We start from the raw sequence: 25568 nt of genomic DNA, 5'->3' as shown, positions 1-25568 counted from the left end.
TACCTCCTATTCCTTTGTTAGATTTTCAAGGGCTGTCAGTTTTGAAGTCCATCTTTCCTTTCTGGCCCTATATTTGTAAAGAAGATAATCAAGTTCCTCTTGAAATTCTTCAATTTCCAATGGTGTTAAATAAAACCGTCCTTCAATGGTATCTGTATGCTGACTGTTTAAAGAAGAAACAGTACAACAAAAATCGGCTTCGTATGCTTCCCTAAACAGTGGTCCTACATCTAATCCTGAGTGACGTGGCCCGAATATGGTAAATGGATAGGGAGATTCATAGTATTCATCAAAGAAAGCAATAATAGGGACACAAAAATAACTGCTTAGGCTCTGAAGTAAATCAAGGTTGGGATTTTTGGTAAACCCAGACTCCAATTTGGTTATGACAGAAGGGCTAACCTTAATGTCATTTGCTACTTTTGAAACGGTGTACAATCCTTCGTTAACTTCTGAAGCTTTCTTTCGAATCCACTCAATACGTTCATTCACATTCTTTTTGTTCTTTAATTCATTCAGATCCTGCTCTGTTGTTTGGTATGACTTGCGTTTGGACATTTTTAATAACCTCCTTGTTATGAATTAAATATAACACAATTGTTCTAAAAAGAAAAATAATCCGACTTACTTTTTTCTAAATGGAAAAATAATTGTTGCAATCGACTATCAGATAGCTTATAAATATATTAGATGAATAGAGAGAGCTGGAATGCCTGGCACCAGCGTATTCAAAAAAACTGGCAAGGTAGGGCGGGCCGATGCAATAAACCACTCGGAGCAGCTAGATATTCGTGCGTCTGTCTGTTTCGTCAGTAGGATAAATGCAATGAAGCCTATGTACCAAGCGTACAAAAAATAAGTTGCGGGGGTTCAGTTCTTTCAGTAATGAAAGAATTAAACGGTTAGAGGATCGCATAGAACTTGGTAATAACCAAGTAAAGCAGGTGGGGCGTTGGAAGTACCTGTAAAAAGCGGTTTGCTTTTGGAATCAAGTAGTCGAAGAAAGTAGAGGAACGATTCAATGAAAGCTAGTTAGTACGAACATGAAGATACGGATACCCAATCAAAAAGGAACGGGGAATTTAACTTCAAGAACTACTCTTTGTGCAGAAATTGCTAGTAATATGCACTTTTGCACAGGGAGTAGTATGCATTCAGAGCCGTATTCCCATGAAACAGGAAATTTAACAACAGTGATAATCAGTAAAGTAAAAGAGTTAGTTGATACCCACCGCCCTCCCATTGCAGCCCTCAATTGGCTCTAGATGAACATTGTTAATTTAGGAATAACCAATGTCTGGAGTAACCACAAGTGAAGCCAGTTGCTAAATAAGGATTATCACATATAAGCAGGATTAATTTTACACAAGAAGGAAATAGGTTAACTTTGCATAGTTGATGAGGTAGGTATAGGGGATCTGGCTTTTTTATGGAGATATGGTACAAGAGTTTCTTTTTAACAAGGGTTCCGTTCTACGGGTGTTAATTCAAGTTTAGTTACAATTTTGAATTTGCGCACTGGATATTGCAATTAGAAACGGAACCCGTTAGTTAAAAGGTTTTGCTGTTATCAATCAAATATTTTAATGTTATGTCCTTCATCTGTCATTTGTTCTTTATAAGCCACTTTAAAATCTTTCAAAGTTTTGACCACATATTCTCCTACTTCTTCTGCTCCAGGTCCTACAACAACCACTTCCATATGTTGATACAATTGTTGAATAACATTAGCCACATCTTGTACTGTTCCAATAACTTCAATTTCTCTCATAATATCTTCCCTCTTTCAAATTATTTACAATTTTTAAATGATGATTCTTCATATATATTATCAACGAATAGTAATAGCTATCAAGGAATTGTGTGTTTGGTTATTTATCACATCATACCTCAGCCATTATCGGGGACTATGATTATTTTGGGTGTAACCCCCACACATAACTACAATTAAATTGTATCTCACAATAAAGTGTATGTTTTGAAGAAATCCTTAAATAGCAAGGTTTAACCAGCACTTTAAAAATTTTTTAGACATGCAGGTGTAGATGAAGAAAATAATAGGATATTTGATATACAGCATAGGGGAATAGCTAAAGGTGCCAGCCCCCCGTTACTGCTTATAAATATCCTTTTTCTTTTAAACTAATAAATTGTTCTTGTCCAACAATAATATGATCAAGGATGTCTATGCCAACCACTTTTCCAACTTCAGCTAGCCTTTTAGTCACATCTATGTCTTCTCTCGAAGGAGTGGGGTTCCCGCTGGGATGGTTATGGGCTACTATTGCACTGGCGCAACTGCGACGAATAAGATACTTAAAAGTCTCACGTGGATGCACAATTGATGCATTCAACGAACCTTTGAACACAGACTCACGAAACATAACTTCATTTTTAGTGTTAAGCCCCAGGACAACAAATTCTTCTCGGGTAAGGTATTGCATATCCTTGAGGTAATTATAAGCATCTTCAGGTGATCGGATTGTAAACCGCTTTTCAACAGGTGAGGGATTCATTCGTGCCAAACTTAATGCAGCAATTATTTGTGCAGCTTTTCCTTTGCCAATCCCTTTGATGCAAAGCAATTCTTCTTCAGTTACCTCCAATAAATCCTGTATAGAAGGAAAGCGATTGAAAATTTCACTGACAATATAACTGTCATCTTTTTCACGGATGGTTGTGGCTAAAAGTTGTTTAAAGGTTAATTTATCTAATAATTTGGACATATTGATTCCTCCAATATTTAATAATAGAAAAGGAGAGACCAAGGCCTCTCCAGTTTGATTGAAAATGTTATTTTTTGTATAATATAAATAAAGTGGTATTTTTGATGAGTTCGTGGATGAACTCGTCTTTTTTTGTCCATAAAAATAGCCCTGGCACTCTTACCAGGAGTCTCAATAGATAAAACATTTTTTGCTTTCCTGCCTTTATGGAACTTGTTTAAGCAGCTCAAGGTCCTGAATGAAGGAAGAGGCCTGCTTTTTGGTGAGCTGGGTACTACGTTCAACTAGGTAATTCATTTTCATTATTTCTTTTGCAGTTTCAGGATTTATTTTTAGATTTGTTATAGTTCTGAAAATTCTCTGTAGCTGCCTGGCCGTTACAAGATCATCACCTTCTTTATATTTTTTTAGTTTTGGAAAATCCTCAATATCCTGTGTGAATATACCGCTGGCTCTGGTTGCTGAAAGAACGGCATCGACTAAAGCTCTTTTCTCAGCCATTTTTAATAGGGTATTAACTATGCTGAATGGGTCTTGATTAATAAAGGACTTTTCTTTACTGTTACAGTTTCCGATTCCTTCTGCCTCCGTAAAACCATTTCTTTTGCTTTTCAATGTTACCTTAACGTCATAAGCAAAAAGACCTGCGTCCCAGTTCTCGATACGATTAATGATGCTTATATACTTGGAAAAACCGAAGACGTCACAGAGTTTTTCAGCTCCAGGCTTCAATAGAGATGGTTTTTGATAGCCCTCAAAAACTCCATAATCAATTCCTTCGATCATCATTTCCTTCACGAATTCTTGTAACGAATTTATCCTTTCTTTGGACTCCGTAAGGGAGATGGCCAGACTTGGTAGGATGTTGGCTTTACCGTTCCCATCCTTAAGCGGGATTACAATACCTTGTTCCTGTTCAATATTCATCGATTAATTCTCTCCTCATTTATCAATTTTCATAGAAGAAAATGCTGTTGCCTACTTCATCATTACTGTTGGCGTAAGTAAATCTGACAAGGGCTCTTTCAAGATCATCCAAGTTGGTTATTGAAACCTTGAATCCAATAGACCAGCACCCGCTGATTTGAAATGGATTCAATTTACTTGTTACAAGAAATCCAGTCCATAGACCATTTTTATTAATGCTTGATTTAACAGCACTTTTGCTTAGTTTTTTCATAGTTATCACCTCCTTTTAATTGAGCTGTTAAGAGTTTGCTGGTTGCCATCACCTCCTTTCAATTGTTTTGTAGGAACCCCGTGGGCTCGGAACGTTTTGCGGCTGCTCTGTATCTTGCATAATTTGAGGGTAAAAAAATTACTATTTTTTGCCAACATATAGGTTTCCATTAAATACCAATTTGGTTAATTGTTATTTTTTTTGTGCAGCCTATTGACGACACAAATTTAAATGGTTGAGATAATAATAGAAACCAATGTTGGGTAGGGGGATTAATAATGAAAGATAAATTTTGTAGCGGTTTTTGTTATGATAGTGAAGAAGAATTAAAGCAATTGTTAGGTATTGAAGAATATCTCGATATGATATATCAAAAGCCCGATAGCAGGTGGATCCATGAGGATACTCTGTCGGATGATAGAATTGAACCATTCGCCTTTACTATGGGAATGTCTCTATTCATAAAAAGAAAGGGAGAGGGTCTTACTCAAACGGAACTGTCAAAGAAATTGGGGGTTGCAGTAGATACCGTGTCAAAGATAGAAAACGGACATGAACATCTTTCGAAGAAGGTTAAAGCTAAAATAGATGATTATCTTAAAGAAGATGACTATTAGTGATTATTGTTATTCTTGGTGCCTTCCAGAATGATATCTTCTTTAAGTAAGCATATAATAAAAAAAGACTATTGAAGCCTTTTTAAGTTAACACTAAAAAGGTATATGGAAGGTGTAAAAATGAGAGAACTCCAGGATTTTGCAAAGGTGTATCAAAAGGAAATGAATTGGGAAATAAATGCTGAAAGTTATAAGGAAAGTAAAAGCTCTCTTCTGAATAATTACATGCTTTTAACAACTGAAGTTGCTGAGGTGGCCGAGGAGCTGCGAAAAGCTTTCAATTTAACAAAGAAGCATTCTAACAATGGTATGAGTGAAGCAGATGCATTCGAATTGGCAAAAGAAACAATTAAGCAGGACTTGGGGAAAGAGTTTGCTGATTGTCTTGCTTACATCTGTAAAATAGCAAACTTTTTTGATATAGATCTAGAACAAGGCTTTTATTCCAAGATGGAAGAAGTAAAAAACAGGGTTAATAAAGATATTTAACTATATTAATCTTTGGTATAGAGATATCCTCAATGATTATAACGGGTGTTATTGACACTCGTTTTTTATTTCCTAATTTTTGTATTCTGGTATAATGATAGTAAAAAAGTCATATTTCTTAAGTGTGTAACCCTATCATGTGTTTACAGCACACGCTTTATTTTATGGTGAATATAGGAATAAAGTAATCTGAATAGTAATAGATTAGGATTATTGAGGGGGGAAGTTAATGAATTTAGGAGAAAGACATGAATACTGGTTAAAATTTATGCTTATCGAACTAAGGGATGGAAGGGTTAAAATACCATGTCCAATTCGAGTAGAAAGTGTTGGCTTTGGTAATATTGAGTATCCTAGTTTACCGCGAGGATTAGATATAAAAACAATAGTAGGATACTCTGATGAACAATTGATTAATACAGCCGAAGGGCTTGGTATTACTAAAGCCCCTTCACTTTCAAAGAGTGATGTCCAGATAAATGGAATTGGATATTCAGTAAAATCACAGGGCTCTAACCCTCCAGCATTACTTAATCATACACGTAGACCTGGTGTTGAATTTGCTTGCAATTATGCAGGGGTTAATATTAAGGAACTAGACCCACTTGTTGAAAAGTATTGGTGGTTAAGGGAGAATGGTATAATAGGTGAGGATGTAAGAAACAGTTCGAATGAATCTCCGTTTAGGGATCATAGAGATACATTAGGGGAAGTATTGAAGTATTTTATTTTTACAGGAACAGGTGCCAGGGGGCTTTCCAAACATCCTGCAGAGTTTATTTTGGAGTTTGCAAATCCTTTAAATCCAGAAACATGGACAATAATAAACAAAGATGATGCAATAGACAAGCTGTGGGATAAACTTATTATAAGTATAAGGTCCAAACAGATGCCAAATAATTACCCCTACAATAAGGATCAAAATGAAAATGAGAGCATTGCAATGTGGACTAGATTTATTGATGGCCAATACAGAGGTTCATTACATATTAGAAACTCCTAGATTAATACTTAATCGCCAAACAAGCCCTTCTTATTTAAAGAGGGGCTTGTTTATTTAACAATCTTTCCTTTGCCTTTTCAGCCGCTTGGTATGCTGTTTCACCAAATTGGATGACAGTTTTGTTTCCTTGACGGGCGTAAAGCTTAATCCTTTTATTTTTATGATAAACGCGAAATTGGATTCCGTCCTCTTCATATGAAAAATCTGCACCTAAAGGAACTTTCATTTTTGTCACTTCCTTTCTCCCAATCCTACTGATAATATTCCATAATAAATTACAAAACCCTTGTGAATATTTTTTAACATTAAAAAAGCCCTTCTAACCTAGAAGGGCACAAGTTCGGCTTTTGATTTAATGTTGTCCGTAAGTCTTTTACTAAATTTAAATTTTAAATACAGACTACGATTGGTCCTCAAATATGCTTGATCCAACATATCTGAAACATGTGAGGTCAACGTGGGAAAGTGCGACAGGGACATTAAATACATAAAATAGGCCGTGATACAGTAATTGAAAAAGACCCGATAAGAATCGAGTCTTTATTTTATACCTGGCTTTTTTCTCTTATATTAGAATACTTAATTTGAGTCAGTTCGTAATCAAGATAGTCCAAAATCGTTACCATTGTCTCGGCAAGCACTTCAATAACAGGGATTGTAACAGAATTTCCAAACTGTTTGTATTGTTGGATTTTGCTCATTTTTTCAGGGAAAGAAAATTTATCGATACCATCTTCAACGAAGGCGTAACCTATGAAACCTTGAAGTTTGCCCCACTCCCTTGGGGTCATTAATCGGATTCCTTCATTATTAAGAGGAGTTTGTTTCCCTTTTACTACCATACCGCCTATATGTTCCTGAGGATCGTAGACCAAGTTTCTCTCCTTTCCAGAACCACCTGTTGCCAATAATGCATTTGATATTGGATTTTCTATACCGAGTTCATTTACAACAATATATCCAAAGCCGTTTCCTTTTCCTTTATGTTTGTCCCTATGTTTCTTTAAACTGGAAAGGTAACCCTCAGCAAGATAAAAATCCGCTTCATTGCCATAATCTAAAAGGTCATGTAAATCATTAAAAATAGGCTCTTTTTGCCTGCTTTTAGGCAATTCCTTTATCGGAAGGTCATTTAATAAATCACCATAATAATTCCGATCAAATCCCATAAAGTAAACCCGTGGCCTGTTTTGGGGTAGTCCGAAATTTTTTGAATTTAATAGGAAGTCGTTAGGAGTGAACATAACTTCTCCAGAAACAGGGCTTTGCTCAACACCAATTACATGGTAATTAAGACCTCTCACAAGTGTATCAAGTATTACCTGTATTGTTTGACCGCCTTTATGTCTAAGCAGGCCTTCAACATTCTCCAAAAGAAATGCTTTAGGTCTTGTTCTGTTTAAAATATCTGCTATATCAAAAAATAGAGTACCACGTGTTTGATCCAAGAATCCTTCTTTTTTGCCTGCAATTGAAAAGGCCTGGCAGGGGAATCCACCCAATAGAACATCATATGTTGTATTCTCTACTTTTGTTTTAAACTCCTCACTTGTAACATCGTTAAAAGGATCTTCATCATAAAGATGCATGTAAGTTTTGCAGGCATATTTATCTATTTCTGCCGATAATTTATTTTCAAAACGGCCAGTCATTTCAAATCCTCTTCTAATTCCGCCAATTCCTGCAAACAAATCTATAGTTTTATATTTCATTGCAATCTCTCCTGCAAACATATTAAAAAGCTTATTTTTTACTAATAGCTATTATTATCATATTTAAGTTCTCATTAGTCTTTAATTATACCATAATATCATTTCCTTTCTTTATGGAAAAATAAAAATGAACAACATCACCTCCTTAAAAAATAAAAGCCTCCCATTTTGGGAGGTAATACCATTTAATAGAAATATATGGTAGAATAATAGTGCGAATTCAGTAGTGAAAGAGGGCGAACCAACTTGGGTAATTATGAATCGATTCGTAATCTAATGATTAACATGAATCCTGCAGCCTATATTGATTTGGCGAATTTGGCTACACAGCAAATAGAAGTAGAATTCGCACGTACTACCTTGGATGTTACGGGGAAAAAACGACACTATTTTGTTGAAAACAATTTAAATCCACCTTCCTTCATAGTGATTTTTTATTACTATATCTATTACCATCAACGTATACCTTCCCAGCAAGAGTTTTTAACTTTTTATTTCCTAATAAATAAAGATTGGATATATCAGAACGTGAAACCAGAGCTAATGGATGCCTTTGAAGGCCGTTTAAGCAGAACATTTCCTTCTTTGGTTAGGGATGTTCATTGCCATAGTCTATTGAAAGAAAAAACTACCTTTAAAAGGGTTATATACAACATGAAATATGATTTAAGCGGAAAGGTTGATTTGTTTGTTGAGAGTAAAAACAACAATTGGTATGGGCTCCAATTAAGAGTGGCTACAAAAAATTCAAACACTTTCTATCAAAAAAAACCATTCCGTAATGCCATCGAGATCCCTGGACTAAAGAAAATAATCGACATGCCGCTTAATTTAGATGGTGCCAAATCTATTTTTACCCAAAAGAATGATCTAAAAGTTTATAGTGACAGAGAAGTTGCTTGGTTATGTCGATTAATTAATGAAATAGAAACAGTAAACTTTTCTTACTAAAATTTTTCAAGGAGGAATTATATTGGCAATCACTTATACCGACAGCCAGCAGCTGGCCATTAATCACAGAGCTGGTAATTTACAGATAATAGCTTGTGCTGGAAGTGGAAAAACCGAAGTAATTTCTAAAAGGACAGCTTTGATAATCGATGAAGGGGTACCAAGAGAATCCATTATTTGTTTTACTTTTACTGAGAAAGCCGCAAGAGAAATGAAAACAAGAATAAGGAAGCACTTAGAGGAAATAAGTCCTGAAAATCCTTCGATAGGTGACATGTATATAGGGACAATCCACAGTTTTTGTTTGCAACTGTTAAAAGAGATTGATCCCAAATATCGAACCTTTGAAATCCTTGATGAAACCAAGCAAGTAGCCTTTATCTCCAGTAATTTTTATAACATTGGTTTACATAGACTACAACCATTAACAAGTACAGGTGGATATTGGGCAACCGTAAGAGAATTCATTTCAACATTGAACATACTGCATGTAGAAGATATCGACATTGATGAATTGCAGAATGATGATTTGAAAAACTCAGTGAAGCAATACAAGGAATTATTAAGCAGTAAGCCTAATTACTTTATTGATTTTAATGATATTGTAGATCATTTAACCAACACACTAAAAAATAATTCCGCAAAGTTGGCGGATGTAAGGGAGAGATTTAAATACCTCATTGTTGATGAGTACCAAGATATTGATCCTAAACAAGAAGAACTGATAATGCTTTTGTCTGATAGCGGAAAACAAATGTATGTAACCGTTGTAGGAGACGATGACCAATCAATATACGGTTGGCGCGGTGCGGACATAAGTAATATTTTAAATTTTAAAAATAAATATCCAGATGTTAAGCAAATAAAGCTGACTGAGAATTTTCGCAGCACACATGCCGTCATTGAAATTGCAAACTCTGCAATCAGGCGTCTACCGCAGGGCAGAAGACTACCCAAGTCCATGATTGCTTCGGAATGGGTTGATGGAGAGGATGGAACAGTTTTAAAGGAAAAAATGGCGGAGCTGGGTGATGTTCAAAAAAGAATTTTCGAGACCCCTGAGGAAGAGGCTGAATGGACAGCAAGAAGGATTTCATCTCTAAGAGGAGTCATAATAACAGAAAAAAATGGAGAAAAAAGAGCCATTGATTATTCCGATATTGCTATTCTAATAAGAAGTGTCAGGTCCAATGGAAGGATATTTGTAGAAACTTTAAGGAGAGCGGGAATACCAGTAATTGTAACTGGAACAAGGGGATTATTCAGTAACGATGAGGTACTGTTAATTCAAGCAGCTTTTTGTCAATTGGCAGAAATGGAATTTTTATATACCGATATTGACGGTAATAATAGAAATTTTAATGTAGATGAGACGAGGATGTTTATCCGTGAAACAATTAACAGTCTTATTGAACAAAATGTAATGCCGTACTCCGATCCTAATAGGTTCTTAGAGTGGATTGCTTCAAAAAGGACAACAATTCAAAGACAGAATTTGCCGAAGGAAGAGCGTGGCCGTCTCTCAAGAAGGATTTATATTCAAGAAATTTTCCATGAAATGCTCTCTATTCTTGGTAGTGGGAATGAGCAACGGCAGTGGGGAGAAGATGTCCTGTATAATTTAGGTAAAGTCAGCAGCTTAATAACCCAATACGAAGCGGTACATCAATGGATAAAACCCAGCGATATAAGGTCGTTTTGTATATTCCTGGGAGGATGGGCTGCGAAAAATATGGATGAAGGCGGACCAAATGAATTCCTTTCCCCAAATGCTGTGCAAATTATGACAATTCACGGGGCTAAGGGATTAGAATGGCCAGTAGTATTTATACCACGTGTAACTAGTTATCATTTTCCAAGTAGCATGAGAAATAGAGGACCGTCCACTCTACTTAGTGAACAAGAATTTGATCCAGCAAGGTATGCTGGTGGTGATGATGGGGAACGAAGGTTGTGGTATGTAGCACTTACACGGTGCAGGAAATTCCTGAATATATCAAGTTTAGATGCAAACCGAAAAAGGCCAACACCGTTCTTTAATGAAATAAGTCACGACTTTGCAGTTACGAATGGTGTTGATCCAACTGAGCGTGAATATGGGGTACCAAGGCCTTCAGAAGAAACTACCTTACTACCCACATCGTTTTCTGAGTTAAATTATTATTGGAAGTGTCCATATGAATATAAATTAAGATGTTTAATGTTATTCGACCCTGGAATTTCATCATCATCTATTGGTTATGGAGATCAGATCCATAATATTTTGGCTGAGGTACATGACAGTGCAAAAGGCGGCGTACAGGTTCAGGAGGAACTAATAAAAGAACTGGTGTTGGAGAGATTCACTTTAAGGTATACATCAGGGAAACCCTTTGAAAGACTACGAGAAGCGGCTGGACAAACATTAATTAGATATTTTAATACATATGGTATAGACGGGGGGTTAATACTTTACGCTGAAAAGCCTTTTGAGTTTATTGATAAAGAATCAGGGGTTCTTATAAGCGGTACTATTGACTTGCTTGAAAAAGTGACCAAGGATAATTATGGAATGGAAGTTCGTGAACCAGTTAGTCTCATAGATTTTAAAAATCATAAATGGGACAATGTTAATATGTACTTTGAAAGACTTCATGATGTGGAAAGGCAATTGTTACTTTATTCGAATGCTGCTCGCCATGCGCTTAATCTGGAACCTTTTAAAGCAGTTGCGCACTTTTTAAGCCCGAAACCGCCAATTGAGAGTCTTCCCGATGGGGAATTTTCAGATCGTATTAAAGAAAGAGTTGAAGTAGATGTAACTGAAGAGAACCTTCAAACAGTAAGAAATGAGGTTGCTTCTGCCGTAAAGGGAATAAAGTCGAAGGATTTCCCAATGGTAGGTTGTACAACTGGCAGATGTAAAAAGTGTGATTTTAGAATGATTTGTCCTGGGCATACTAAATGGACAAAACAGCAAGTAAGTAATACTTCCCTCACCTTTACGGAGGCACGCGAAAATGAGGAACAAGATATCATTAGTTAAAGATATCGGAATCTGTTTATCCAAAAAGGGTGAATCCATGTGGGTTCACTCTTATTTCATAGACTATGTATCCCACATCTTGATTTGCTTCAGCAAGGAGAAATGAATGGATAAATTAACAAACGAACAAAGAACCCGTAATATGAAGGCAGTAAAATCTAAGGGAACAAAATTAGAAGAGATGGTTAATAAAGAGTTATGGACTAGGGGGATTAGGTACCGTAAAAACAATAAAAACCTATTAGGCAAACCCGATATTTCTATTCAAAAATATAAAGTTGTAATTTTTATTGATTCATGTTATTGGCACGGTTGTGAACAACATGGTTCAATACCTGCAACAAACAGGGAGTTTTGGGTTAACAAAATAAAAAGAAATAAGGAAAGGGATAACGAAGTGACTGAATACTATCAGAACAAAGGGTGGAACTTGTTACGCATTTGGGAACATGATCTTAAAAGGACTTTAAAGGTACATTAGGTGCAATCGAAAACTTTATTCGTAATTCAATGAACAAATGATACACTAATAGCCAGCAAAAGAATTCATGAAGAAAAAATCTGTATTATAATGTAGAAAAGTATAAAGGAGAGAAATTTTATGTCAGCTGCTAAAAGAATGTTAAAGCTATTAACTGAAAATGTAGGGGTAGTGGTAAGCCGTGACGATCTTTCAAATGTCGCCGATGTACATGACTGGCAACGGTCTATCAGATCACTTCGTCAACAGGGATGGGAAATTGAGTCTGTAAAAGACGGTTATATCTTGCATTCATTGACTCAAAAGAAAACCGATAAAAACAGAGAGCCCATTAACCAAAAATTACGATACCAAGTGTTTCAAAGGGACCAGTCTAAGTGTAGAAGATGCGGCTATGGAATAGAGGATGGCGTAAAGTTAATGGTTGATCATAAGATACCAGTTGAATGGGGAGGTAAAACCGATATCGAAAACCTTTGGACACTATGTGTACCTTGTAATCTAGGAAAGAAACACTGGTTCAGTGATGAAGATAATGATCAGATGAAGGTGATTATGTCTGAGGAATCAGGGTACAAAAGAGTGAAAAAACTTTTTGAAGAAAATGAAAACGTTTTTGTACCTTCAATAAAGATATCAGTAATAGCAGAAATACAAGATTGGCCTCGCACAGTTAGACTCATCAGAGCTAAAGAGAATATGAATATTCAGCCTGCTAAAGGGGAGGATGGTCAGCAAGGATACATTTATGTTAAGTAGCCTTTCACTATATAAATACTAATATGAAGCTAATAGTGTTGTTTTTTCAGTGCTTTTACTAAGTAAACCAACTGGAAATAAGGAGGATTTATGGGCTATTGGATTTTTAAAGTAAGTGACCAAACCAAATACTCGGATATATTTGGAGAAAAATATCTATATGATAATACCCATTCAATAAAAGTAAAAAAAGGTGATCATTTCCTTTATCTTAGTACCAAGAAAAATAAATATGAATTCTTGGGATATGGAATAGTAGGCAAGTTGGATACCCGTGATCCTGCGGTTAATGAAAAAAGGAATGATCGCGTACACACTATTTATTTAGCTCATTTAAAAAATATTAAATGGTTTAATGAACCACTCGATTTTTCATCTGGAAGCGGAAAGGTAAATAGGGATGCAGTCGGAGTAGAGAACACATTAGGGTGGGGTAATTCAATACCAAAGCTTAGTGAAGAATTATTTAACAAAATTATTAAAATTGCTCAGCCTGGAACATCAAAAAAAGGTGCACGAATTTCTTTACTAACAAATAAAGATAATACCCAGGATTCTTGGAATAATCCAAGGGCAAAATCCAAAAGCAGTATTGGTAAAATCGAGAAAAATGTTACAAAGAAAAGTGAGTTTAGTCCCGAAAGTCTTTCTGACGCAAGAGAAAAAACATTGAGTTCATTGGTAGTCAGAAGAGGACAGCCTAAGTTTAGAAAAGATTTAATAGAGGCATACGGTGGAAAATGTGCAGTAACTGGATTTGATATAGTGGAAGCATTACAAGCCGCACATATTGTCCCTTATCGAGGGGATGACACAAATACAGTTGATAACGGACTATTATTGCGTTCTGATATCCATGATCTTTTTGACTTGGGCCTGATCACAATAGATGAGTCATATAAGATACTTCTACATGAATCATTATTGCAAAGCAGTTATACACAGTATCACAACCAAACCATTAATTTACCAGAGAAGAAAGAATGGTACCCAAACATACTCTACTTAAATTGGCATCGATCTTGGTGGAACACTAAAAGGTAAATTAAAATGAAAGAATACGATTTTAAGTGATTATATGGATAGTAAAATAAAGTAATGCGAATTTAGTATTGTTATATTGATAGCCATTTACCGTTAAAAAAGGAAAATGGCTATCAATTACTCGTGGTAATTAATTCAAAGCAGGTACGTTTGCCAATGTGTGCGCTTGTTGGACCAGTGCTACTCCTCTTTCTACAAGATCAAGATCTGATAAAGTTTTATCATACTTTGATAAGGCATCACAAATTTTAGGGTCTCCTTCATATGTCCAGTATCCCTTAGTAATGCAAAACTTAATTCCGCATTGAGTTACAAGATAACTTGGATCACTTAGTCGCACCGTCGATTTCCATTGCTTACAAATATCATCATCATCAATTATCTGAATTACTGCATCATAAAATGGATTAATATGCTCTGCCTGTAGATTGGACCCTGACAAACGTTCGATTTCGAAATTTTGTCCAAATACATAGAGTAAGTTGCTCCCAGTAAGCATTTCCGAATAATTAACAAAATAATATTCCCAGCTGCTCTGATCCCATTCATTATTATTGCTAATAATGTACTCTAGTTTATCTTTTACACTTTCTTGTGGTGCAGCAATGAGTAATTCAATCAATTGAGAGAAAAGCTCGGTCATATCTTTATTAGTTGTCCAAACCAATTCACGATAACGGGTGCCGCCGAATACGTATCGTGCCCCTAAATTACTCCAACCAATTTGTATTGAGTAATCATCAATGACTAACATAGCACGAGCAACTAAAGTATCAGGCAGTTGTAAAAGCGCCTTTGCATAACTTAGCGTTTCTTTTGGATAGCGCATGAATATCGGAAGCAATTGATGTACAGAGCCTTTTAGAGTTGGCTCATCTTCCAATTCATGTAAAGCTTCTTTTAAATCTGGCCTTTCTTTTAAAAGTTTTGCTTTTTCCTGCTCCTGTTTCCAGCTGGTTGAGGCAAATCCTTCTACAGAGTCAAATCGTAAAATTACATCATATATTGGTTCATTAGTCTTGATAAGCTGATCAATAGTTCGGAAAATTGAACCCACTGAATCAAAACGTAAATTACTGTTAAATTGACCATTGTTCATTTGTCGAATACGTTGTAATAGATTACGAATCACTCGAACCGTGTCAGCAATATCTTCCTCTTGTTTGTAAAGTTTCTTCATTACAATCGCATATAATAATATTCGTTCTGTTAAGTTAAAACCAGAACCCAGTACACAACTGTCGAAAAGCTGAGAATGTGGCGTGAAGAAAGGCACAGCTTTTGCAAGTTGTTTAAACTCCGCACGAATGGTTTTACTGTCTTTCCATAGGGAAAGGACATTGAATAAGAACTCTACATGCTCTTGTGTATTGTATACATCTTTTAGGTCTGCTTGTTTTACGTAGGGATCCGAGAAGATAAGAGGGTTACGAACCCCTTTTTTCTTAACAACTAATGCAGTAGTGATAAAGCTAAATAATTCAACAAATGGTTCATCTATCGTGTAATCTTTACTCTTATATTCCCATAATAAATCGGTCCATTCCCGTTCAAGCATAATGGAAAAGTCCTTGCTCTCTTGTACAAAGCCAGCCGCTTCTAAAATTTGTTCAAATTGTGCTTTGAAATTTTCAAAGATTGAGAGCGGTTTCCCTCTGGCATTCATCTTGATATAAAGTTCATCGCTTAATCCAAATTCCTTAAGCTCTAAAAAGCTAAATGTAATTGGACATGTGTCGTCTATCAAAAGTGGGATTACCTCAATATCAAACAAACCAAATTGGGTATGCATATCATCAAGCATTACCAGCATTGCATTTACAGTGGGATCCTGGAGCCATTGATGATGGAACCATTTTTCTGTTTTTAAAACCTCTGAAATCCTTTTCCCCGTTACCTTCTCAAAAGTAGGTGGATTCACTACCAGTGCCCTGCAAAAATCACGTGCACTTATACGTGTTTCATAGGAGAAGCGTCTTAAAGAATCTTGTAAATCTACTCCTTCTTTTACACCAAAATACCAGTGTAAGAGAAAAAGAGTTGTTAAACGCTGCTGGCCATCAATTGGGCTTAATGTATGATTTTCAACTGAACCATAGACAAAGTCAAAATCAACATGACGTTTCTTTTCAAGGGCTTCTTTAATATGTTCGAGTAAAACCGCTCGGATATCTTTTGTACGTTCATCCGTTCGGCCTTGAGCATAATCACGTTGTATCAGTGGAATGGTAATTATATATTGATTTATCAGTTTCCAAAATGTAATGGGTGTCTCCATCTTCTTTCTCCTTTACTGAAACATCTTCAATGTTTGCTGGACCGCCTCTAAATAATCTTCACGATCCTGCTCTGCCCAGAGTTGAAAATTATCTACTTTTTTACTGTAATACTTCATAAATGCATTACGAGTGCAAATCGGAATAAAGCTTCCTTGCTTGTCATACTCAATTAGTCTTTGATATTTTATTGGATAAAAGTGATTACTAAGTGCACTGTTAGTAGCTTGGTCCAATAACACCAGATTGTCGATATCATGAATACTTGACCCGAATTCCTCTTCTGTTTCCACAAGCACTTGATTAAACAGCTGCTCAAAAATGTCGCTGGTTATGTCCTTATCATTTTTATGTTCAAGAAGTTTTTGAATAAGCTGTTGGTATTTCTCTGGTTCGTTGACTGCGTCGAGTTGTTCCAGCATATAAATAGCATCTTGAATCCAAGCAAGCCACTGTTCTTTAGTATTTAGTCCATCTGTATGTTGAGCATGAATATGCTCTATACTCCAGCGCTCATTAGAATATCGATCGAATGGAAACCGAGCCTCATTATTTTTCTGGTTTAATGTGGTAACAATATTGAAGAGCAGCAAAATTTTTTTTATTTGTGCACTATCCTGCCCGTATGTGAGGTCTTCAATTTTAATTCCGTTAATATCACGTTTGATTTCATTTAACAATTCCGTACGAAAATGTCGCTTATCTTTTATATTGTCATCATCATAAAGGTCAATATATTTGGTAATGGATTTTTGTTGGGTTAGATAGCCCAAATAATGATACAGCTTGCGGTCATCATACCATTCCTCAAAGCGTGCTAAATATGCTTTAATTTGAAGCCATAAATGTTCGAAATCAGTTTCCTCTTGTATCTTATAAAAAGTATAAAATGGGTCATGATGTTTCGGTGCTACATTACCTGTATAAATATCAAACAATAATTCTATTCGATTAGTATATGTACTTTTCGGTTGGATAAAGTACCATAGTCGATCGTGACGGAGACGCCGCTCTATCTGGTCCCATTCATTCGCTATTTCAAGTTGCTTGTTCTGTGGAGTTTTCGATAAAATTAGCGCTTTTATCAGTTCTGCATTGGTAAGAGGTATTTTGCCGATATTCAAACGGCTGAAGACTTCCCGTACTTCTACGCCAGTTGATACTTCATACCAGATTACCTTTACACTTTCCCCAAGCGCGATAAGAAATTTTTGCCGTAGTGTACGACGATTTTCTCGAGGCTGCTCGAACCATTCCTGAATGGTCACAAACGCCTTTTTGAAGAAATGAAAATCAATGTTCTTCGCTTCTGTGCCATTTTCAATTTCTTCTCTTATTGCTTTTAAATACTCAAAGCTATTAGGACGTGTTTCGTACGTAAGTGAATATGGTACTTCATTCAAATAGGTAAGAATTAGTGAAATTGTTGTTAGCCGTTGTTGTCCGTCAATTACTTCATATATTGGTAGTCCATTTTCGTATTTTGAAGTCTTTCGAACAACAATTGGCTGCAAACAATAAAAAGTAGAAGAACCTTCTTTCATGAATTGTAAGATGTCATTTAACAGGTTTTTTACCTGCGTTTCATCCCAACGATAACCTCGCTGATATGAAGGAATAAAAAAAGCAGCTGTCTCCAGAAGATCATTAATAGTCTTCATCGTAATTGTATTTGTCATAGTAATAGTCCTTTCATGACAGAAATATAAATTTAAAGTTATCCATGTAATATGAAACGGCTTAATGAAAAGTCTCTTCCTACATAATAAGTATTCTGTAAATAGGCATAATTTACCTTTTAATAATCTTAATATATAATTCAAAAAAAAGTAACGACTTAATGTCGTTACCTGTTCACCAATGACTGTTTCTCTATTTTATCTAATATATTGTTAATTATATCTACTATTAATTCCTTATCCTTACTTTCTCGCTTTATCCATTTACTTATTAAAAGCCCTTCCAGGGAATCCACTGGGTTATCAGAACTGGAGAAAAGCTCCTGAGCAGCAAGTTTAATTTTTTGTTTAAGGTTATTCTCTTGTCTTATTTTATCTATTACTTCCTTATCATCGATTAAACTGAACACAATCCCTTCATCCCAAATAATTTCCTCAGGAATGTTGGTTGGGAGGTAAAATACATTTTCCCTATAAAACCTAATAAATTTTTCTTGAGCCGTAAGTAATTGGTCATCACGCCCACCTTCAACACTATTGCCATCCCGATCAAAAGAAATACCAGCATTCATTGTAATGGTATCTATATGCATTTTAAAATAATTTGTATTGTAATCGTTTTGGAGTACCTTTCCTAAATCAAGAACCTCGGATTTTGGATCTTGGTCACCGTCAAATATAAAAAATTTATTATTGTCTTCTACTATTGCATAATGTTTTACAAAACTTTTCTTTAATGTCTGTGCCCCGCCAGGGAAAAACTCTACGTTAAGTAACGCAGCTTTTTCTTCCCCAAGACTATGTGTTACTTTTTTTATGATATTATAGGCCAATTTGTCCTCAACAATAAGGCTGACTTGGTTAGTCAATGTTTGCCCTAAAGTATAAAATGCTTCATCTGGTAAGCAATTATTTAGTATCTTAACTTTTTCTGTTTCTGGATTAAATGTAAATAATTTAATAGCTTTCCGTGGAAGGTTCTCCACTAAATTAGGGGAATGTGTTGAAACAATTATTTGATGCTTCTTTTCTTTAATAAGCTCGAGAAGAAAAATTTTTAGTCTTCTTTGTGCACCTGGGTGAAGTGAAACTTCTGGCTCATCCAACAGTACTAAACTTTGATTAGGTGAATTTAGTAAAGTGTGAACTAACTTTACTATTGCAATTTCTCCACTTCCAGCATGTGCCTCCGAATATTTAAAAGAATCTTTTTCTAAAAATATTGAAGTTCCCCAACTTCCAAATAATTTATGTTTAATGATTTTCCCAGAAACAAATGTTTTTCCCAGAATGAATGAAATAATTTTTAATTCTTCATTAGAAAGGGCTGCAACAATTTCATTTTGTGGTACTCCACCAGAGTTGTATATGGTTGCATTTTCAAAGAGGTTTTTTAATTTTGTAGTCTGTAGTCTAATATAGTCTTGTTTTGTACTTGAAACTAGGCTTTTGTTCAGAGTTCCAAAGTAAAAATATTGATCAAAAGCACTTAGTTCAGATCTAAAATCCAAATATACAACGTTCTTATTGATTGGGTTGTCACGATGAGTACTTGTTGTTAATCCATACTTGCTTTTTCTTCTTTTTGAAATGATTCGGGTTTCCCAATAATCTAGATTCTCTTTATGCTTCACTCCTTTGCTTCTTCTTGTACGTGCCTTGTGTGCAGCCTGCAATTTCCCTTTGTCAGTAAATTCATAAATATAACTATTAATAATACCGCCAGCTTCTACAATAGGGTCGAGATGGGTGGAAAACCAAAAGTCGGCTGTTGAATTATCTTTGGGACACCCGTAAAGGGCATGTAACGCTGAACTTTTTCCACAGCCATTTTTACCAACCAAAACTGTAAAAGGGTAATTAAAGTGAATTTCGGAATCTAATTCAAAATTTTTGTAAAATGGGAAAATAATTCTATTTATGAAATTATTAAATACACTTGGTCTTTCGAACATTTGATCAATAGTTTTTATTAGATTATGATAGTTGTCTTCAGTGTGTTTTATTTCCATAACATACCTCGTATAGTAATTTTAGGTTTAATAATGTTAATATACCAAAATATTAATCAAGTTGAAAATATGAAGGAGTAAATAAAAGTCGTTGTTCCGAGATATGCTTTATAATTTTAAACAAAAATAAGTATAACCCTGCATTTATGGTTCTATTTTGTTCGTGACAAGGGAATTTGTCGACAGTCGGAGAATGAATTAATATTGAAGAGGCGGATCGAAATAAAAAGATTAGGAGTGAAGAGGTAAATGGTTGAAGATTTTAATATGGATGCTGATTGTGAAATTGGAGAAGATGAGTATGAAGAATATCTTGATGGGATGTATTGGGTTAATAGTGTTGTACTTCCATACGAAGAATTAATTGAAAAAGAGAAAGATTTCGCTATGAGTTTATATAAAGGCTTTGTAGCAGAATACCATCTTATTGCTGAATTGTTTAGAATAGGATTTGAAGGTATTAAGCTTCCTGGAGATTTTGGCTTTGATGTTATGTCTACTCACCAAAGAAAAACTCTATATGAGAGTACTGTAGTAAATACAGTTAGGTTTTTCCAAGTAAAATCACGTTGGTTAAATGAAACTGATTATAGGTATGAACTAGACACTAGAAAAACAAGAAAAAAGTTCTATGTGTCGACAAGAAACATGATGAAACTGGTGAATGAGAAAGAGGCATTTTTAGTACTTTATTTCTTGGATATAAATAATGGTGGAATTGTTAGTAATTTTTGGCTGTCAAGTTACCATTTAAGACAACTATTGGCTGAGAATTATATAACAATTGAAAAAATAAAAGGGAAAAATTACTTTGCAATCGATGCTGAATATGTACTTATAGGGCAAAAGACCAAAGAAATAAGGGGAAAGTTATTAGAGTTATCACTCCAATTGAAGCAGCCACAACAGAATGAATTATCCGAGGTAATAAAATTATTGAATAAAGTTAACGGGTATGATACAGGATTGATTAAAATACATAAAAATATTTCAACATCCATTGACTTATTGGATATACATAATGATATCAGTAAAATTAACGAAGCTAATAGAAAAACTAAAATTATCGATGACATTAGATTATTACCAGAAGAAACTGGTTTTAAGTATCCATTTGAATGGAAAGAAATATTAGATTAAAGAATGATTACCTATTAAATGGCAACGGTAACTAGGTAATTTTCCATTCTTAAAACATTTCCAACTTTATAGGTGATCAGGTCCATAGATACTATCCTTAAGTGGTCACCAAATTGGTCACACACTTAAGGATACAACGGTTATCCAGAGGACATTTACATCTTAAAAAATCGCTGTACTGTTGCTATAAAGGAACCTTAGGAATTACGAGGAAACACACGGATGGACCTAACTGTGAATTGACAGGGTTGAGGTCGGGGGTTCGAACCCCTCACAGGTCATCTGTTAAAGAAGTCTAAAACCTAGATAAATAGGGTTTTAGGCTTTTTTTCATATTTGATGTTTTAGCTATGAATGAATTCTCATCTTTTTATAAAAAATAAACAATAAATAATACTTAAAGATGAGGACTTAACGTGAAGTATAAATATCTTTTAATCTATTTACTAACCCTCGTACTTTCCAGCAATCATATTCAAGCAACCCTTAAGCCTTTACATAATGTTTCTGCTCAAGATAATAATTCAATAAAACCAACATCAAAGGAAATTCAAATCCAGCAAAAGATTAGTGACTATTTGAAATCCAACCATATAAGTGGGAGTATTGCGGTAGTAAAAAACAAAAAGAATATCTTTACTGGAGGAATTGGATATTCAGACGTTTCTAACCATATTTTAAATAGTCCATCCACTACGTATCCGATAGGTTCAATAACGAAAACTTTGGTTGCGGTTTGTATTCTTCAGCTTCAAGAAAAGGGAAGGTTGAGCATCCAAGATTCAGCATCTACATATGTTTCGGACCTTCCAAAAAACGTGAAAATTGTCCATTTGTTAAATCATACTTCGGGAATCCGCTCACCGATTTTGCTTGGAGGTGACAAGAGCCCTAAAGATATTATTAAAAGAGCAGGTAATAGAAGTAGTAAATTTCCTCCAGGTACAAGATGGGATTATAACGATATTAACTATATCATCCTTGGTCATATTGTTGAGCAAGTGTCAGAGCTACCGTTGCATGAATATATCAAGAAAAATATTTTTAATAAGGCTTCCATGGTCAACGCGGGGTTTATCACCTCTGAAAAAACTGCTTCACTTTCCTCTAAAGGATATATCAAAATGGCAGGACACTATATCCCTGCAAGTAAACTGAATCCAACATTACTTTTTGGATGTGGTGATATTTATGCAACCGCACTTGATGTAAGTAGATTTGATGAAGCATTGATGAGCCGGAAGCTTATTTCAAAAAAAAGTTTAAAGGAAATGGTCTCTAGGAGAACAATATCAAGTTATGGCCTTGGCCTTTACCATAAAGACGACCGGGTTTATAGCAGAGGTGTTGTGGGGGGCTGGGAGTCCTTTCATGTGTATTATGATGATAAAACCTCAATTGTAATCCTTCTGAATGTGAGAGATAAACAGTGTGATATCAAAAACGTTGCTGTCGATATTTACAGCATAATGAAAGAAAAGCATTAAGAAACTCATACATCTTAGCTGATATTACCAAGTGGAATCAATAACAGTTTTGTTACTTTGTCCCTTCTGGACATACTATTACTGGTTTAAAGAATAGGAGGGTATATATGATAGATCGTATATGTACTATCGGGCCAGCTAGTAATAGTAGGGAGGTTATCTCTGAACTGATCGATCACGGCATGACAATGATCCGTTTAAATCTTTCTCATGGAAATCACCAAACCCACCATGAGGTAATCCAACTTGTACGTTCAATAAGTGAAGAAAAAGGTAAGGAAATAAAAATTCTAGGTGATCTTCAAGGTCCAAAAATAAGGTTAGGTAAGTTTTCTGATGACAGCATCCATCTTCAAGAAGGAGACCAATTTATATTAACAACAGATGATGTTGTTGGTAATAATGAAGTAGGGAGTATTGACTACAAGGGATTAATTCATGACGTTAAAATCGGGAGTAAAATTCTAATCAATGATGGTGAGGTCGAATTAACGGTATCTGAGCTAGGTGATAATTCTATTAAATCAGTCGTAAAAGTAGGTGGAACGATATCATCTAGAAAAGGAGTTAATGTTCCCGGCACAGCAATCTCATTGCCGGCCATTACAGAAAAGGACAAGCAAGATATACAGTTTCTTATTAATAATCAAGTAGACTTTATTGCCTGTTCGTTTATTAGGAAACCGACTCACATTGACAATGTTCGCGAATTTGTGAAACTGAGTACTCCGAATCCTCCTAAGCTAATGGCAAAGATTGAAACCCTTGAAGCCTTACAAAACTTTAAAGAAATATGCGAAAGATCAGATGCTATCATGATTGCAAGAGGTGACTTAGGAGTCGAATTGCCTTTCCAATGGATTCCTCTTATACAAAAAGCAATAGTAGATGAATGTAACAAAATAGGGAAATATGTGGTTACGGCAACCCAAATGTTGCAATCTATGACTGAACATGCTTTGCCAACAAGAGCAGAGGTAACCGATATCTTTCAAGCTGTGTTAGATGGAACGAATGCTGTAATGCTCTCCGCAGAGAGTGCATCTGGTTCGCACCCTATTGAAAGTATTGATACATTAAGAAGAATATCTCATTTTTCTGAGATTGTTAAAAAGTATCATCCTTTTGATATGAATGATCTGTTAAAGCTAATCAATAACGAGATATAATAATAACTAGAAAAAGGTCATTGAGGATTTTTACCTCAACGACCTTTTTCTTTGTATGTTGTTAGGAGTTAACTTCAACACCCTCTTGGTCCGCAGGGAAAATCCGATGGGCTTCGAAAAATTTAGTTAAATCGCGTTTACTTGTTTCCTGCATAATTCGAATAAAATCAGCCGTAGTGGAAACACCAAACTTCATTGCTTTGAAATAGGCTTGCATGGACGCATAGAATTGATTGTCACCTAGCTCCTTTCGAAGGTCATCCACCGTTTGGGCTCCGTACGCATATATTGTGTAATAATAGTTTCTTTTACTTTCTGTACCATTTTCAAAAAAATTATCAATGGAATGAGTTAGGTGACCGTCTGCTAATCTAGTTTCATCCACAGGTGGATCAGTATCTAAGGTTTGGTCGAATAATGCAGCAGCATAACTAGCAAAGGATTCATCTAACCATGGTTCATCAAATTCATTATTCCCAATAATTCCATAAAACCATTGATGACCAATCTCATGTGCAGTAGTAGAATCAATTCTAGCTGCTTTCCCATCGGATGGTATGGATATCATGACAAGCTGAGGATACTCCATCCCACCAAACCAGCCTTCCATTGCACAAATATCCAGTTCCGGCCATGGATAGGCTCCAAACTTTTCACTGAATATTTGAAGACTCTTACTACCGTATTCCATTAAATCTACATATTCTGCATGTTCATCTTTATAGTAAACATTCACATTTACATTTCCGACCTTCGTTTGTTTTATCTTATAGGTAGGATCCATTTCCATAGCAAAGTCTCGGACATTTACTGCTTTATATTGATGAGTGGCTAATGCTCCGTTAATTTTTGGAGTGCCAACCTCCGTTCCTGTTGTAGCGATAACTTGTTCCTTTTCCGTAGTTAAAGTTATGTCAAAGTTCCCAGTTAACGAATAGAAAGACTCACCACCGTTGAAGTAAGGATCTACGTTCCAACCTTCATTATCATAAACAGCAAGGATCGGAAACCAGTTACCTAAAGAGGTGGTTGTTTTATTCCAACCAAAACGGTCCAATGCTTCTGGAACTGTCACTGAAAAGGTCATTTCCACCTTAGCCTTTTCGTTCTTTTTAATGCTCACCTCAGGTATATGTAAAGCGGTTCCCTCAAGGGAATAGGTTGCAGGCTGCCCATTTACCTTAATTTGGTCAAACGTTACATTCACATCTTTTTTAGACTTCAATAGATAGGTATTAGCATTTGCCCAGACGTTGAAATACAAATTCGTCAAATCTACATCTAAATTATTCAGAAAATCAACACTCATATTGCCTTTTATTTCGTGATTTTTAGAATCATAGGTTACATTCATCATATATTTTGGATCGGCAGGTCCTCGTACTTTACTTCCTGTTCCATGATCAATGGCTACTCTTTTATCAACAGGCTCTTCTTTTGGTTGGTCCTCTGTTGGTTTCTGTTCTTCTTTTGGTTTTTCTTCAGGTTTTTGTTCTTCTGTTTTCGGTGGGGCGACTGTCTTTACTTCCTTTGGAGCTGATATTTCTTTCGTTGAACCATTCTGATAAAAGAAAAGAGCACCAAAGATTAATAGAAGAAATACACCTACACCAATTATTTGGACTTGGATTTTCCCTGACTGTTTCTTTGCTAAAAATGTCCATCCAAGAAAAATCAGAAGACCAACAAACGATAAAATTACAAGCACCAATTTCATTAAAATCCCCCTTATTCTGAAAATTCATATTTTCTATATCTTGATAGACGTGTTTTTTATTAAGAACGTTACAGTGGAATGATTGAAATAGATTATTCATT

22 protein-coding genes are annotated in these 25568 nt (G+C 35.4%); 11 read left to right on the top strand and 11 right to left on the bottom strand.

The window, feature by feature from the left end; all coding sequences use genetic code 11:
• Positions 1–6: 6 nt before the first annotated feature.
• From QE429_RS19465 to QE429_RS19445, 5 genes are all read right to left on the bottom strand, one after another.
• Positions 7–558 (bottom strand): helix-turn-helix domain-containing protein, encoded by a 552-nt coding sequence (locus tag QE429_RS19465; RefSeq protein ID WP_307289393.1) that lies wholly within the window; start codon positions 556–558, stop codon positions 7–9.
• Between the two features lie 1012 nt (positions 559–1570).
• A complete protein-coding gene (locus tag QE429_RS19460) occupies positions 1571–1771 on the bottom strand; it encodes a hypothetical protein (protein ID WP_307289391.1) in 201 nt (66 codons plus the stop codon).
• Positions 1772–2117: 346 nt separating this feature from the next.
• Positions 2118–2726, bottom strand: a complete 609-nt coding sequence (radC, locus tag QE429_RS19455; protein WP_307289390.1) for a RadC family protein — start codon at positions 2724–2726, stop codon at positions 2118–2120.
• Positions 2727–2930: 204 nt separating this feature from the next.
• Complete coding sequence (locus QE429_RS19450) at positions 2931–3653, bottom strand: hypothetical protein (RefSeq protein WP_307289388.1); 723 nt, start codon at positions 3651–3653, stop codon at positions 2931–2933.
• 22 nt (positions 3654–3675) lie between these two features.
• Positions 3676–3906 carry a hypothetical protein gene (locus tag QE429_RS19445; RefSeq protein ID WP_307289387.1) on the bottom strand — a complete coding sequence of 77 codons (231 nt, stop codon included), beginning with the start codon at positions 3904–3906 and terminating at the stop codon, positions 3676–3678.
• Positions 3907–4184: 278 nt separating this feature from the next.
• On the opposite strand from QE429_RS19445, the gene QE429_RS19440 reads away from it, so the two are divergent.
• From QE429_RS19440 to QE429_RS19430, 3 genes are all read left to right on the top strand, one after another.
• The gene (locus tag QE429_RS19440; RefSeq protein WP_307289385.1) at positions 4185–4523 is read left to right on the top strand and encodes a helix-turn-helix domain-containing protein; all 339 of its coding nucleotides are present in this window, start codon (positions 4185–4187) and stop codon (positions 4521–4523) included.
• Positions 4524–4643: 120 nt separating this feature from the next.
• Positions 4644–5012 carry a MazG nucleotide pyrophosphohydrolase domain-containing protein gene (locus tag QE429_RS19435; protein ID WP_307289384.1) on the top strand — a complete coding sequence of 123 codons (369 nt, stop codon included), beginning with the start codon at positions 4644–4646 and terminating at the stop codon, positions 5010–5012.
• A gap of 229 nt (positions 5013–5241) precedes the next feature.
• Positions 5242–6015 carry a hypothetical protein gene (locus QE429_RS19430; RefSeq protein ID WP_307289382.1) on the top strand — a complete coding sequence of 258 codons (774 nt, stop codon included), beginning with the start codon at positions 5242–5244 and terminating at the stop codon, positions 6013–6015.
• Positions 6016–6049: 34 nt separating this feature from the next.
• On the opposite strand, the gene QE429_RS19425 is transcribed toward QE429_RS19430, so the two are convergent.
• Together QE429_RS19425 and QE429_RS19420 are read right to left on the bottom strand one after the other, a co-directional pair.
• The gene (locus QE429_RS19425) at positions 6050–6241 is read right to left on the bottom strand and encodes a hypothetical protein (RefSeq protein ID WP_307289380.1); all 192 of its coding nucleotides are present in this window, start codon (positions 6239–6241) and stop codon (positions 6050–6052) included.
• Between the two features lie 319 nt (positions 6242–6560).
• A complete protein-coding gene (locus QE429_RS19420; protein WP_307289379.1) occupies positions 6561–7727 on the bottom strand; it encodes a DNA cytosine methyltransferase in 1167 nt (388 codons plus the stop codon).
• A 246-nt stretch (positions 7728–7973) separates the two neighbouring features.
• Here QE429_RS19420 and QE429_RS19415 point away from each other — a divergent pair, with 246 nt between their 5' ends.
• From QE429_RS19415 to QE429_RS19395, 5 genes are all read left to right on the top strand, one after another.
• Positions 7974–8678, top strand: coding sequence for a hypothetical protein (locus tag QE429_RS19415; RefSeq protein ID WP_307289377.1), 705 nt, complete (start codon positions 7974–7976; stop codon positions 8676–8678).
• A gap of 22 nt (positions 8679–8700) precedes the next feature.
• The gene (locus QE429_RS19410) at positions 8701–11703 is read left to right on the top strand and encodes an ATP-dependent helicase (protein ID WP_307289374.1); all 3003 of its coding nucleotides are present in this window, start codon (positions 8701–8703) and stop codon (positions 11701–11703) included.
• A gap of 106 nt (positions 11704–11809) precedes the next feature.
• The gene (locus tag QE429_RS19405; RefSeq protein ID WP_307289372.1) at positions 11810–12184 is read left to right on the top strand and encodes a very short patch repair endonuclease; all 375 of its coding nucleotides are present in this window, start codon (positions 11810–11812) and stop codon (positions 12182–12184) included.
• 120 nt (positions 12185–12304) lie between these two features.
• A complete protein-coding gene (locus QE429_RS19400; protein WP_307289371.1) occupies positions 12305–12943 on the top strand; it encodes an HNH endonuclease in 639 nt (212 codons plus the stop codon).
• A 90-nt stretch (positions 12944–13033) separates the two neighbouring features.
• Positions 13034–13987, top strand: a complete 954-nt coding sequence (locus QE429_RS19395; RefSeq protein WP_307289370.1) for an HNH endonuclease — start codon at positions 13034–13036, stop codon at positions 13985–13987.
• 130 nt (positions 13988–14117) lie between these two features.
• On the opposite strand, the gene QE429_RS19390 is transcribed toward QE429_RS19395, so the two are convergent.
• The 3 genes from QE429_RS19390 to QE429_RS19380 form a co-directional block, all read right to left on the bottom strand.
• Positions 14118–16265, bottom strand: coding sequence for a DUF262 domain-containing protein (locus QE429_RS19390; RefSeq protein ID WP_307289369.1), 2148 nt, complete (start codon positions 16263–16265; stop codon positions 14118–14120).
• Positions 16266–16277: 12 nt separating this feature from the next.
• Positions 16278–17942: a DUF262 domain-containing protein gene (locus QE429_RS19385; protein ID WP_307289368.1), complete on the bottom strand. Its 1665-nt coding sequence runs from the start codon at positions 17940–17942 to the stop codon at positions 16278–16280.
• A gap of 167 nt (positions 17943–18109) precedes the next feature.
• Positions 18110–19954 carry an ATP-dependent nuclease gene (locus QE429_RS19380; protein ID WP_307289367.1) on the bottom strand — a complete coding sequence of 615 codons (1845 nt, stop codon included), beginning with the start codon at positions 19952–19954 and terminating at the stop codon, positions 18110–18112.
• A gap of 249 nt (positions 19955–20203) precedes the next feature.
• On the opposite strand from QE429_RS19380, the gene QE429_RS19375 reads away from it, so the two are divergent.
• The 3 genes from QE429_RS19375 (at position 20204) to pyk (ending at position 23750) form a co-directional block, all read left to right on the top strand.
• Positions 20204–21094 (top strand): hypothetical protein, encoded by an 891-nt coding sequence (locus QE429_RS19375; RefSeq protein WP_307289365.1) that lies wholly within the window; start codon positions 20204–20206, stop codon positions 21092–21094.
• A gap of 416 nt (positions 21095–21510) precedes the next feature.
• Positions 21511–22581, top strand: a complete 1071-nt coding sequence (locus QE429_RS19370) for a serine hydrolase domain-containing protein (RefSeq protein ID WP_307289363.1) — start codon at positions 21511–21513, stop codon at positions 22579–22581.
• 107 nt (positions 22582–22688) lie between these two features.
• Positions 22689–23750 carry a pyruvate kinase gene (pyk, locus tag QE429_RS19365; protein WP_307289362.1) on the top strand — a complete coding sequence of 354 codons (1062 nt, stop codon included), beginning with the start codon at positions 22689–22691 and terminating at the stop codon, positions 23748–23750.
• A 61-nt stretch (positions 23751–23811) separates the two neighbouring features.
• Here the strand turns inward: pyk and QE429_RS19360 are convergent, their stop codons facing one another.
• Positions 23812–25467: a M1 family metallopeptidase gene (locus QE429_RS19360; RefSeq protein ID WP_307289360.1), complete on the bottom strand. Its 1656-nt coding sequence runs from the start codon at positions 25465–25467 to the stop codon at positions 23812–23814.
• Positions 25468–25568 lie beyond the last annotated feature (101 nt).

This window comes from Bacillus sp. SORGH_AS_0510 (assembly GCF_030818775.1).
Taxonomy (GTDB): Bacteria; Bacillota; Bacilli; order Bacillales; family Cytobacillaceae; genus Neobacillus.
This window is presented reverse-complemented; position numbering and strand designations above follow the sequence as displayed.

Excerpts from the sequence above, each read along its gene's own strand:
- QE429_RS19440 (WP_307289385.1), top strand. The coding sequence starts at position 4,185 with ATGAAAGATAAATTTTGTAGCGGTTTTTGTTATGATAGTGAAGAAGAA.
- QE429_RS19450 (WP_307289388.1), bottom strand. The coding sequence starts at position 3,653 with ATGAATATTGAACAGGAACAAGGTATTGTAATCCCGCTTAAGGATGGG.
- QE429_RS19390 (WP_307289369.1), bottom strand. The coding sequence starts at position 16,265 with ATGGAGACACCCATTACATTTTGGAAACTGATAAATCAATATATAATT.
- pyk (WP_307289362.1), top strand. The coding sequence starts at position 22,689 with ATGATAGATCGTATATGTACTATCGGGCCAGCTAGTAATAGTAGGGAG.
- QE429_RS19385 (WP_307289368.1), bottom strand. The coding sequence starts at position 17,942 with ATGACAAATACAATTACGATGAAGACTATTAATGATCTTCTGGAGACA.
- QE429_RS19435 (WP_307289384.1), top strand. The coding sequence starts at position 4,644 with ATGAGAGAACTCCAGGATTTTGCAAAGGTGTATCAAAAGGAAATGAAT.
- QE429_RS19445 (WP_307289387.1), bottom strand. The coding sequence starts at position 3,906 with ATGAAAAAACTAAGCAAAAGTGCTGTTAAATCAAGCATTAATAAAAAT.
- QE429_RS19405 (WP_307289372.1), top strand. The coding sequence starts at position 11,810 with ATGGATAAATTAACAAACGAACAAAGAACCCGTAATATGAAGGCAGTA.
- QE429_RS19400 (WP_307289371.1), top strand. The coding sequence starts at position 12,305 with ATGTCAGCTGCTAAAAGAATGTTAAAGCTATTAACTGAAAATGTAGGG.
- QE429_RS19395 (WP_307289370.1), top strand. The coding sequence starts at position 13,034 with ATGGGCTATTGGATTTTTAAAGTAAGTGACCAAACCAAATACTCGGAT.
- QE429_RS19425 (WP_307289380.1), bottom strand. The coding sequence starts at position 6,241 with ATGAAAGTTCCTTTAGGTGCAGATTTTTCATATGAAGAGGACGGAATC.
- QE429_RS19420 (WP_307289379.1), bottom strand. The coding sequence starts at position 7,727 with ATGAAATATAAAACTATAGATTTGTTTGCAGGAATTGGCGGAATTAGA.
- QE429_RS19460 (WP_307289391.1), bottom strand. The coding sequence starts at position 1,771 with ATGAGAGAAATTGAAGTTATTGGAACAGTACAAGATGTGGCTAATGTT.
- QE429_RS19430 (WP_307289382.1), top strand. The coding sequence starts at position 5,242 with ATGAATTTAGGAGAAAGACATGAATACTGGTTAAAATTTATGCTTATC.
- QE429_RS19360 (WP_307289360.1), bottom strand. The coding sequence starts at position 25,467 with ATGAAATTGGTGCTTGTAATTTTATCGTTTGTTGGTCTTCTGATTTTT.
- QE429_RS19465 (WP_307289393.1), bottom strand. The coding sequence starts at position 558 with ATGTCCAAACGCAAGTCATACCAAACAACAGAGCAGGATCTGAATGAA.
- radC (WP_307289390.1), bottom strand. The coding sequence starts at position 2,726 with ATGTCCAAATTATTAGATAAATTAACCTTTAAACAACTTTTAGCCACA.
- QE429_RS19375 (WP_307289365.1), top strand. The coding sequence starts at position 20,204 with ATGGTTGAAGATTTTAATATGGATGCTGATTGTGAAATTGGAGAAGAT.
- QE429_RS19380 (WP_307289367.1), bottom strand. The coding sequence starts at position 19,954 with ATGGAAATAAAACACACTGAAGACAACTATCATAATCTAATAAAAACT.